The sequence below is a fragment of the Streptomyces sp. NPDC017991 genome (genome assembly GCF_044328075.1).
Classification (GTDB): Bacteria; Actinomycetota; Actinomycetes; order Streptomycetales; family Streptomycetaceae; genus Streptomyces.
Genome location: NZ_JBIRGP010000004.1, coordinates 429595 through 439977 on the forward strand (window position 1 = coordinate 429595; position 10383 = coordinate 439977).

A 10383-nucleotide genomic window follows, 5' to 3' on the forward strand; every position below is an offset into this window, starting at 1 on the left:
GACCCCGTGGAGCGGGTCGCGAATCCCCTGGAATGCAGCGAGCTGGGGCCCGCACCCCAAGGTGCGGGCCCCAGCTGCGAAGTGCGTGCCGACGTCAGGCGGGAACGATGTTCTCGGCCGTCGGGCCCTTCTGACCCTGCGCGATGTCGAACGTGACCTTCTGGCCTTCGTTCAGCTCGCGGAAGCCCTGGGCGGCGATGTTCGAGTAGTGGGCGAAGACGTCAGCGCCGCCACCGTCCTGCTCGATGAAGCCGAAGCCCTTTTCTGCGTTGAACCACTTCACGGTACCGGAAGCCATGTTTATCTCCTTCGGGGCGGTGCGTCGGGGCACACACTGCGTGTGCTCCGTGTCGCCGTGATGATCACCCCACCGGAAATACAACCGGAGCCATAAAGGATCCCCACCCGTAACGAACTGGTGGGGATGCCTGTCAAGATTTTCGGGAACCACAACATGCAACTGAGATCGAGACTAGCACGGCGCGATCGGTGGTGCATGATGAATGATTTCGCTCAGCCTGTCGAGTAAGTAATTGTCATCGCGCGTCGGGGTCAATTCTCATGCGGCCAGCACAGGTATTGATTGGCCGGGGTGCCATGGTTTCTGTGTGCCGGGCGCCCGGCGGCGAGCCCTGCGCGGGGGCTGCCGCCAGGCGGGGTTCTCGTCCGCAGTCCCTTCTCAGGGCCTGCGGCCCTCTCTCGTCAGGGCTGGAGCGGGAGCGTCCGGCAGTTGCACGTGGTGGGGGTGCCCGACAGGCGGTCCGTGAGCCAGTCGATGGCGTCTCCCTGGTCGGTCAGCAGGGGGGCGAAGTGGTTGAGCAGCGCGCTGCCCACGCCCGGCAGGACCACCGGCTTGTACGTGATGTCGGCCCCCTTGCGGCACCAGTCGACCGCGAGGTCACGGGACTGGCCGTGGGGGACGAGGTTGTCGCTGACGCCCGTCGCGAGCCGGACCGGCCCCGACGGCTTCAGCCTGCCGATGCGCTGGCCGTCCAGGAACGTCTTGAGTTCGGGTGTGGCGGCGATGATGTCGCTGAGGGAGCGGCCGTCGGTCGTCCACTTGGTGCTCTTGGCGTAGCCGTAGCCGAAGAGGGCGTCACCGACGCACATGGTGGACAGATCGGTGAGGGCCGCTTTCCCGGCCGCGTTCAGATGCGCCTCGGCGATCGGCTTCAGCTCCGGGTCGGACTGGAGGAAGCCGTTGAGGGACCAGCCCAGCGCACCGGCCAGCTCGCTGCCGTCGATGGCCTCGGTGACGGCGGCCAGGTCGGCGGGCGGGGCGCCCGAGTAGGTTCCGGCGAGGGTGACGTCGGGGGCGTACGAGGACTGGAGTTCGGCGGCGGCGGCCGTCGCTCCGCCGCCCTGGCTGTAGCCGAACAGCCCGACCGGGGAGGCGGCGGTGACCGAGGCGCCGCCGAGCGAGCGGGCCGCGCGGACCGCGTCGAGGACCGCGTGCGCCTCGTCGACCCGGTCGACGTAGGTGTGCAGCCGGTCGGTCGCGCCCAGGCCGGCGTAGTCGGTGACGACCACGGCGGCGCCCTTGGCGAGGAGCCGGTAGATCGACAGGTCCTCGTAACCGACGGAGACCGTCTGGCCGTTGAACGACAGCGGGTGTTCGAGGCCCATGGACGCGGCGCACTGGTCGCCCTGGCCCAGGGTGCCGGGCGCCAGCGCGACCAGGGGCCGCGGTCCGCCGCCCTGCCACCGGGCCGTCGGTTCGATGTACGCCCCGGTGACGGCGACCGGTTTCCCGTTCGAGTCGGTGGACTTGTACATCAGCCTGGTCGCGGTGCCCGGCAGCGGTCCGTCGAGGCTGGGCAGGGTCAGGGCCAGCGGGAGCGGTTCGCTGCGGACGAGCGTGCCGCTCGCGGCGGGCAGGGTGGTCGGCGGGTTGTAGAAGGCGGGGATCGTGACACCCCGGGACACGACCTCGTCCGCCGCCGTGGCGGCGGTGGCCGTGAGTGCCTGGGTGGTGAGGCAGGCGGCGGCGGTGACTGCCGCGGCCAGCAGTTTTCTGCGTGCGGGCATGGCGAACCTCCTGTGGAGCGGCCGGCAGAGAGGTGCACGGGTGCGACGGCACGGAGGGGCGGACGCGTCCCACGGGTCCGCGATCCCGTACCGCTGGGAAGTGGTTCGTGAAGTGGTTCGCCTGGAACTTACCTATGAGTAAGTTACTCGTGGTAGCAGTAGGAGGGTTACGGTTCGGTAACTTGACGGGATGTCTAATAACGCGGCGGTTCCCGTCACCCCGGCGGCACGTCCGAAGCCGACGGGACGCGGACCGGAAGCTGACGGGAGCCAGACCAGAGGCTGACAAGGCGGCCCGCCCCGTCGTCCCGCAGACGGAGCCGGCGGCCTGTTCCTACTGCGTACCGAGTAGCGAAATGTGTCGGCAGACGCACGACGACAGGACGGGTCTCCACCGGACAGCCTTGAGGGACATTCGGCACCAGATGTGGAGACCTCCTGCCGTGGCTACTTTCCTGTACCGATTGGGCCGTCTGGCCTTCCGGCGTCGCTGGTACGTCGCCCTCGTCTGGGCGGCCGTCCTGGCCGCGGTCGGACTGGGCGCGATGAAGGCCCCGGCGGCGGCCGAGGAGGCGTTCTCCATGCCGGGCATCGAGTCCCAGAAGGCGTTCGACCTGATGGAGCAGCGCTTCCCCGGGACGTCCGCCGACGGCGCCACCGCGCGGGTCGTCTTCGTCGCGCCGGACGGCGGGAAGGTCACCGCCGCCGAGAGCAGGAAGACCGTCGAGAAGACCGTGCAGGAGCTGGGCGACGGCTCGCAGGTCGCCAGTGCCGCCGACCCCTTCCAGGCGAAGGCGGTCAGCAAGGACGGCACGACGGCGTACGCGACCGTCACCTACAAGGTCGGGCCCGAGGAGCTGACGGACGCCAGCAGGTCCCAGCTGGTGAAGGCGCTCGACGAGGCCCAGGACTCCGGGCTCACCGTCGAGGCGGGCGGGACCGCGATGGAGGAGAACGGCGGGCCGGGCGGAGCGGCCGAGCTGATCGGTGTCGCGATCGCCGCGGTCGTCCTGCTGGTCACCTTCGGTTCCCTCGCCGCGGCCGGGCTGCCGCTGCTGACCGCCCTCATCGGCGTCGGCGTGAGCATGGCCACGATCCTGACGCTGGCCAGCACCCTCGGTCTGTCCACCACGACCGGCACGCTGGCGATGATGCTGGGCCTCGCGGTCGGCATCGACTACGCCCTGTTCGTGGTCTCCCGCTACCGGGAGGAGCGCGCCCAGGGCCGTACGCCCGAGGAGGCCGCCGGACTCGCGGCCGGTACGGCCGGTTCCGCGGTCGTCTTCGCCGGACTCACCGTCGTCATCGCGCTGGCCGGACTCGCGGTCGTCGGCATCCCGATGCTCACCAAGATGGGCCTGGCCGCGGCGGGCGCCGTCGTCGTGGGCGTATTCATCGCGCTGACGCTCGTACCGGCACTGCTCGGCTTCTGGCCGAACGCCGTGCTCACCCGGAAGGCCCGCAGGAGCGGCCGGGTCGAGAAGGAGGCCCAGGACAACGGAGGCACCCGCTGGGCGCGGTTCGTCCTGCGCCGGCCCGTGCCCGTGCTGCTCCTCGGCGTGGTCGGTCTCGGAGCCCTCGCGGTGCCGATGGCCGATCTGCAGCTGGGCATGCCCGGCGACGAGGCGAAGTCGACCGCCACCACCGAGCGCCGGGCCTACGACGCGCTGGCCGAGGGCTTCGGACCGGGCTTCAACGGCCCGCTGACCGTCGTCGTGGACGCCAAGGGCGACTCCGACGCGAAGGGTGCCGTGGAGACGATCTCCAAGGAGATCGGCGCCACCGAGGGGGTCGTGTCCGTCTCCCCGGCGCGCTTCAACGAGGGCGGCGACACCGCCGTCTTCTCGGTCGTGCCCTCCACCGCGCCGACCGACCAGAAGACCACGGACCTGGTGAAGACCATCCGCGGCGAGCGGACCGGGGTCGAGGCCGAGACCGGCGCGACCTTCGAGGTCACCGGCACCACCGCGCTGAACATCGACATCTCCGACAAGGTCTCGGGCGCCCTGGTCCCGTACCTGATCGTCGTGGTCGGGCTCGCGATCATCCTGCTGATGGTGGTCTTCCGGTCCCTGCTCGTCCCGCTCAAGGCGGCCCTCGGCTTCCTCCTGTCGGTCCTGGCCTCCCTCGGTGTGGTCGTCCTGGTCTTCCAGCAGGGCCACGGCGCCGAACTCCTGGGCGTGGAGCAGACCGGCCCGATCATGAGCCTGATGCCGATCTTCCTGGTGGGCATCGTCTTCGGCCTGGCCATGGACTACGAGGTGTTCCTGGTCTCCCGGATGCGTGAGGCGTACGTCCACGGGGAGTCGCCCGCCCAGGCGGTGACCAGCGGGTTCCGGCACAGCGCCCGGGTCGTCGTGGCCGCCGCGCTGATCATGATCGCGGTGTTCGCCGGCTTCATCGGCGAGAGCGAGTCCATGATCAAGATGATCGGCTTCGGGCTGGCCACCGCCGTCCTCTTCGACGCCTTCGTCGTACGGATGGCGATCGTGCCCGCGGTCCTGGCCCTGCTCGGCCACAAGGCCTGGTGGCTGCCGGGCTGGCTCGACCGGCTGCTGCCCCGCGTCGACGTGGAGGGCGAGGCGCTCAGCCGCAGGCCCGAGACGGAGCCGGCCCCGGCCGACACGGCGGACCTGGAAGTGGCCCGCACCTGAGATCCATGAGGTCCACCTGAGGCGACCGCCTCCCTCCCCCGGACGGGGCCGCCCGTGGTGAACGACACGGGCGGCCCCGTCCGCCGTTCGCACCTCGGAGCGTCCACGATGGACGACGCAGCACGAAGGACCCAGTCCAGCCAACCGGAGAGCCCGATGTCCACCAGTCTGGAGCGCTACACGGACCGCTTCGAGCAGTACGCGGACCGCTACCCCTATGTCATCGACGCGGGGGTGGTCGTGGCACTGATGGGCGCCGCGAGCCTCGGCAGCTCACTCACCATGCCCGGCGCCGACCCGCCCGACCAGGACAAGGCGGCGGTCATCCTCATGGGCGTGTCCTGCCTCGCCCTGCTCAAGCACCGCAGCCACCCGCGCACCGCCGTCACCGTGACGGCGGTCTGCACGGCGATCGCGATCTCGCTGGACTACCTGCTCACGCCCCTCCTGCTGGCGCCCATCATGGCGGCGCTCTACTGGATGGCCGCCATCAGCGACCGCAGGACGACCCGCGCCTACGGCATCACCACCATGCTGGCGCTGATGGTCGCGACGGCGCTGTCCGACTCGATGGACGGCATCTCCCTGCTGCTCAGGACCATCGGCCCGTTCTTCTGGCTGCTGCTGCCGATCGCCGCGGGCAACATGACCCGGCTGCGGCGCGCCTACCTCACGGCCGTGCAGGCCCGCGCCGAACACGCCGAGCGCACCCGGGAGGAGGAGGCGCGGCTGCGCGTCACCGAGGAGCGCATGCGGATCGCCCGCGAACTGCACGACGTCGTCGCCCACCATCTGGCCCTGGCCAACGCGCAGGCCGGCACCGCCGCCCACCTCGCGCTCAGCAACCCCGAGCAGTCGCGGAAGATCCTCACCGATCTGACCGGGACCACGTCGTCGGCGCTGCGCGAGCTGAAGGCCACGCTGGGGCTGCTGCGCCAGAGCGACGACCCGGCCTCCCCGTCGCTCGAACCGTCCCCCGGCCTCCACTGCCTGCCCGATCTGGTGGCGGCGTGCAAGTCCGCGGGGGTCGCCGTCGCGGTGACCACGGAGGGCGTGCCCAAGCCGCTCTCCCCCGGGGTGGACCTCACGGCGTTCCGGATCGTGCAGGAGGCGCTGACCAACGTGACCAAGCACGCCGCCGCGGAGAGCGCGCACGTGCGGCTCGGCTACGCCGACTCACGGCTGCTGATCACGGTCACCAACGACGGCCCCGCGGCCGTGGCCGCCATGGCGGCCACGGCTCCCGCGGCGGTCACGGCCGCCACGGCCTTCACGGTTTCCAAGGCTGCCCCGGCCGTCGAGCCGGGCCGGGGCTTCGGGGTGATGGGCATGCACGAACGCGCCCGGTCCATCGGTGGGGAGCTGCGAGCGGGCCCCCGCCCGGAAGGCGGCTTCGAGGTCACCACGGCGCTGCCGCTGCAGCCGCTGATGACGGGTGGGACCGGGGTGCCGCGAGTGGCCGAGGAAGTCTCCGGAGCGGCCGGCACCTCCGTGGCGGCCGGCACATCCGTGGCCTCCGCCGCCTCCTCCGACACCGCCGACGTGGAAAAGCCAACGATGCCCACCGTGTGCTCCAGCTGTTTCGCCTCCTTCAGCTCCCTGACCTCCCTCACCTCTCTCACCTCCCTGACCTCCTTCACGTCCTCCGGCCGGTCCGGCTCCGCCGGTTCGGCCGCTTCCGTCGACCCCGTAGAAGGAGAGAAGCCATGAGCATCAGGGTGTTGCTCGCCGACGACCAGGCCCTGCTGCGGGCCACTTTCCGGATCCTGATCGATTCCTGCGACGACATGACGGTGGTCGGCGAGGCATCCGACGGCGTGGAGGCGGTGGACCTGACCCGCGCCCACCACCCCGACATCGTTCTCATGGACATCCGTATGCCGGGTGCGGACGGCCTCACGGCCACCTCCGAGATCTGCGCGGACCCGAAACTGTCCGCCACCCGCGTCCTCATCCTCACCACGTTCGAGACCGAGGACTACGTCGCCCAGGCGCTGCGCGCGGGTGCCAGCGGGTTCCTCGGCAAGGACGTCACGGCCGACACCCTGCTGGACGGGCTGAGAACCGTGGCGTCCGGCGAGGCCCTGCTTTCGCCGGGCGCCACCCGCACGCTCATCACCCGCTTCCTCACGTCCCCCGCGCCCGGGGGCCACCTGGCGCCCCCGGAACGCCTGGCCGAACTGACGGTCCGCGAGCGCGAGGTGATGGCCCTGGCGGCGGAGGGCAAGTCCAACATCGAGATCGCCGAGGACCTCACGGTCAGCCCGCTGACCGTACGCACCCACATCCACCGGGCCATGACGAAGCTGGGTGCCCGGGACCGGGCCCAACTGGTGGTCATCGCCTATCAGACGGGACTGGTGCAGGCGGGCCCGACCGCGCTGTGAGCAGCCGTCGGACCCGCCGCGGTCCGGAGCGTACGGGCCGCGGCGGGTCGGTGGGCTTAGGTGGATCGGTGGATCGGTGGATCGGTGGGCTTCGGTGGGGCTGGGCGGGCCGGGGCTTGTTGCCGGTGCTCAGGTCCCGGTCAGGCTGATCGCGATGTCCGTGACGTTCAGCGGGAACTGACCGACGGGCGACGGCTCCCCGGTGAGGACGTCGACCTCGTAGAAGAACGGGGTCTCGGCGCCGTACGGGGTGAGGGAGGCGAAGGCGGCGTTCGAGACCGTCTTGCCGTTGCTCAGATAGCTGTAGATGTCCAGGCCCGCGTCGGTACCGGCGTCGAAGCCGAGGAGACCGGTCGGGACGAGGTTGCCGGCGTTGGGCGGCGACTGGATGACGACCTGGTCGTTGTACGTGTCGATGTCGAACAGGGTCGTCGCGGTGGACCCGACCTTGTCGTTGTTCGTGTAGCCGGCCGCGGTGACGCCCTGGGCCGCCGTGGTGAGCGGCGGGAGGTTCAGCGCGCTGTCCGTGGCGGTGGTGCCGTCGTTCAGGTTGTGCCGCAGGTTCTGGCCGTAGTTGCTGATCACCCGCAACCGGTCGGCCGCAGGGTTGAAGTCGATGTCGAAGACCGAGCCGTAGAGCGTGACCGCGAGCTGGGAGACCTTGGTGACGACCACCTCGGCGGTGGTCGGCGGGAACGTGATCGTGTAGATCCCGCCCTTCTCCCCGACGCCGTACAGGAGGCCGTTCTGCACGCGGAAGTCGATCCCGATCAGCTTGGTGTCGCCGACGAGTCCCTTGATGGTCTTGACCCAGTTGAGGGTCGTCGGGTCGTCGGTGAGGAACGTGGCCATCGTGGTGCCCGTGCCGAAGATCCCGTACGCCCGCAGGCTGGGAGTGGCGTCGGGGGCGGCGGAGCTGGAGCCGGGTGCGCTCAGGGTGAGCGCGGTTGCCGCGGACACGAGCGCTACCGCCGCCGCGATTCTCTTCTTGACCGCTGTTCTCATTGTTTTCCCTCCCGTTTGACCCGTACGAAATAATTCCGCTTTACGGTGAGCGGATCGATTCGAGTCGGCTGCGCGGTTTCCATTAAGCCCAGGCAGGGTCGGCCCGACAAGCCGATCGGGTCACAAATAGGGCCGGATCAAGGAACTTTGCGCACTGTGACAAAAGCGCGGTCGACATATCCTTCATCGATTCACCCGGAGTGATAAGCGCCCGTCCGGATTTCATCTGGCGGCGCCCCCGATCTTGGTGACATGCTCATGTCTATGGGGAGCCTCTTCGCCGAGCTGGCCCGGCAGGCGTCGGCCAACGCGCGCCGCGAGGTCGAGACGTATGTGCGCGAGATACCGGAACTCGGGTCGCTCGACGTGAACTCCCGGGCCAGGGAAGAGACGCTGGAGTACTCGGTGTGGTTCAGGCGCCGCACGCTCGAACTGGCGCCGGTCAACGGCATGCTGACCGACGCCGACCTCGGCTACATCGCGTCGATGGGCGAGGCGCGGGCCGGGGCGGGAATGTCACTCGATTCACGGCAGCGGGTCCTGCGCGTGCACACCGCACTCATGCTGCGCGAGATCAACGAGGCCACGGAGGCGCAGCGCGGCGGCGATGTCGACGAACTCATGCGCGTCATGAGCTGGTTCGCCCCGCAGGGCGAGCGCGGTATCGGCGCCTACCGGCAGGGCTTCGTGACGGCGATGCGGCGCCGGCTGCCGTATGTCGAGCAAGTCGGCCTGCTGGCGAGGTCGTTGCTGGCCGAGGACTCCATCGCGGCGGAGCTGGCGCTGCTCACGGGCCTGGAACTGGCCGAGTACTACGAGGTCACGGTGGTCCGGGTGCCCGACTGCCCCGTCGGCGACCGTGACCTGGAGAGCGGGATCGAGACGCTGGTGAGGACCCACCGGGTGCCCGTCACCTGGTGTCCTGAGCGCGGGGGCCGGGGCGGTGAGCTGATCGCTCTGGTGCCGGGGGCCGCCGACAGCGGGCAGCTGTCCCCCGCCTCCCCCGGCCTGTCGTCGGCACCTGACGCGTCCCCCGACGCGGCGGCCGTCTCCGGAGTGGCCGCGCCCGAAGTGGCCGCGCCCGGCCCGGCCGTATCCGGCTCGGCCGTGTCCGATCTCCTGCGGGATGTCGCCCAGGCGCTCGGCCGCCACTGTGCCGTGGGGACCGCCGGCGCGCCGCTGTCCGGACTGGCAGGTGCTCTCGACCGGGCCCGGCGGATCAGCGGGGCCGCCCCCCTGCGGCGTACGTCCGCGCGGCTGCGGGCGCACACCATGGCGGACGTCTTCGTCGAACTCACGGTCGCCGACGTGCCGTTCGTCGACGACTGGCTCCGCTCGGTGGCCCGGAGCCTCGCGCCCGGCCCGGACCTCCTGCTGACCCTCGACGCGTACTACCGCCACGACATGAACCGCGGTGCCACGGCGGAAGCCCTCAACGTCCATCCGCGCACCCTGGACTACCGCCTTCGCCGGGTACGGGAGCTCACGGACATCGACCCGGGCTCGACGCGGGGCGTACGCATCCTCAGCTCGGTCGTCAACCGGAGCCTGTCGGGAGCGTGGCGGTGACCGGGCTGTCGGTGACGGGCCTGTCGGTGACGGGCTGTCGGTGGCCGGTCAGCCGGTGATCTCGAAGGCGCCGGCACGGGGCACGAACTTCGTGTCGCCGTCCTTGGCCGTCGCCAGCGCGGAGAGGTGCCAGGTGCCCCGGTCCAGCTCGGCCTCCTCCTTCTCCGTGACCTTCAGCGTGTAGGTGCAGCGGGACGTCTCGTCCGAGGTGCTCCGGCACTCGGCGCTGTCCACGGACCGCAGCTCCGCCTCGGACGGGTCGAGCTTCGAACTCGCGGGCCACGCGATGACCTTGAGACCCTTGATGCCCGAGTCGTCACGCACGTCCGTGGTGAAGGTCAGCGAACCGGCGCCGCTGCCGGTCGGAGCCGTGTAGCGGGCCGAGCTGTCGCTCAGGGCCGGTGCGGAGGAGGACGAGGCCATGGCGAACCCGCCGACGGCGACTCCGCCTACGACGGCGACACCGACGAGCGACGAGATGAGAAGGCGCTTGGACATGGAATATCCCCCTGAATTGGACTGGACCGAATTGCGGTGGACCGAATGGGAGCGGTTCGTTAATTCTTTTCGGTGTGCCGCCGCTCTCTCGATGTGTTCAAGATTAGGTCCGGGGGTGTCGCGTGGTCGTCACGCTGCCGGATGACCGACGTGCCCGCTCATCTCCAACCCTGGTAAGAGACGGGAATCCCCCCTCGGCCGGAGTCGGGCCGCTCGGTGGCGGCCCTAGCCTTGATCCGTCA

At 70.2% G+C, this 10383-nt stretch carries 7 protein-coding genes and 1 pseudogene; 4 read left to right on the forward strand and 4 right to left on the reverse strand.

Annotated features, from left to right (window positions below; genetic code table 11):
* Window positions 1-94: 94 nt before the first annotated feature.
* Window positions 95-298: a cold-shock protein gene (locus tag ACH4DZ_RS14675; RefSeq protein ID WP_107017975.1), complete on the reverse strand. Its 204-nt coding sequence runs from the start codon at window positions 296-298 to the stop codon at window positions 95-97.
* A gap of 404 nt (window positions 299-702) precedes the next feature.
* Window positions 703-2028, reverse strand: coding sequence for a lipase family protein (locus ACH4DZ_RS14680; RefSeq protein WP_398287429.1), 1326 nt, complete (start codon window positions 2026-2028; stop codon window positions 703-705).
* Window positions 2029-2471: 443 nt separating this feature from the next.
* Between ACH4DZ_RS14680 and ACH4DZ_RS14685 the strand changes: the two genes are divergently transcribed.
* The 3 genes and pseudogenes from ACH4DZ_RS14685 to ACH4DZ_RS14695 all read left to right on the forward strand — a co-directional run bounded on the left by ACH4DZ_RS14685 (window position 2472) and on the right by ACH4DZ_RS14695 (window position 7069).
* Window positions 2472-4682, forward strand: a complete 2211-nt coding sequence (locus ACH4DZ_RS14685) for an MMPL family transporter (RefSeq protein ID WP_398287430.1) — start codon at window positions 2472-2474, stop codon at window positions 4680-4682.
* Window positions 4683-4838: 156 nt separating this feature from the next.
* Window positions 4839-6107 (forward strand): annotated as a pseudogene (locus ACH4DZ_RS14690) (sensor histidine kinase); the annotation flags it as partial.
* A 281-nt stretch (window positions 6108-6388) separates the two neighbouring features.
* Entirely contained in the window at window positions 6389-7069 is a 681-nt protein-coding gene (locus ACH4DZ_RS14695) for a response regulator (RefSeq protein ID WP_398287431.1), read from the forward strand.
* Between the two features lie 129 nt (window positions 7070-7198).
* On the opposite strand, the gene ACH4DZ_RS14700 is transcribed toward ACH4DZ_RS14695, so the two are convergent.
* Entirely contained in the window at window positions 7199-8074 is an 876-nt protein-coding gene (locus ACH4DZ_RS14700; RefSeq protein ID WP_398287432.1) for a DUF4394 domain-containing protein, read from the reverse strand.
* A gap of 264 nt (window positions 8075-8338) precedes the next feature.
* Here ACH4DZ_RS14700 and ACH4DZ_RS14705 point away from each other — a divergent pair, with 264 nt between their 5' ends.
* Window positions 8339-9643: a PucR family transcriptional regulator gene (locus tag ACH4DZ_RS14705; protein ID WP_398287752.1), complete on the forward strand. Its 1305-nt coding sequence runs from the start codon at window positions 8339-8341 to the stop codon at window positions 9641-9643.
* A gap of 48 nt (window positions 9644-9691) precedes the next feature.
* Here ACH4DZ_RS14705 and ACH4DZ_RS14710 read toward each other — a convergent pair whose 3' ends face one another.
* The gene (locus tag ACH4DZ_RS14710) at window positions 9692-10141 is read right to left on the reverse strand and encodes a DUF5707 domain-containing protein (protein ID WP_398287433.1); all 450 of its coding nucleotides are present in this window, start codon (window positions 10139-10141) and stop codon (window positions 9692-9694) included.
* Window positions 10142-10383 lie beyond the last annotated feature (242 nt).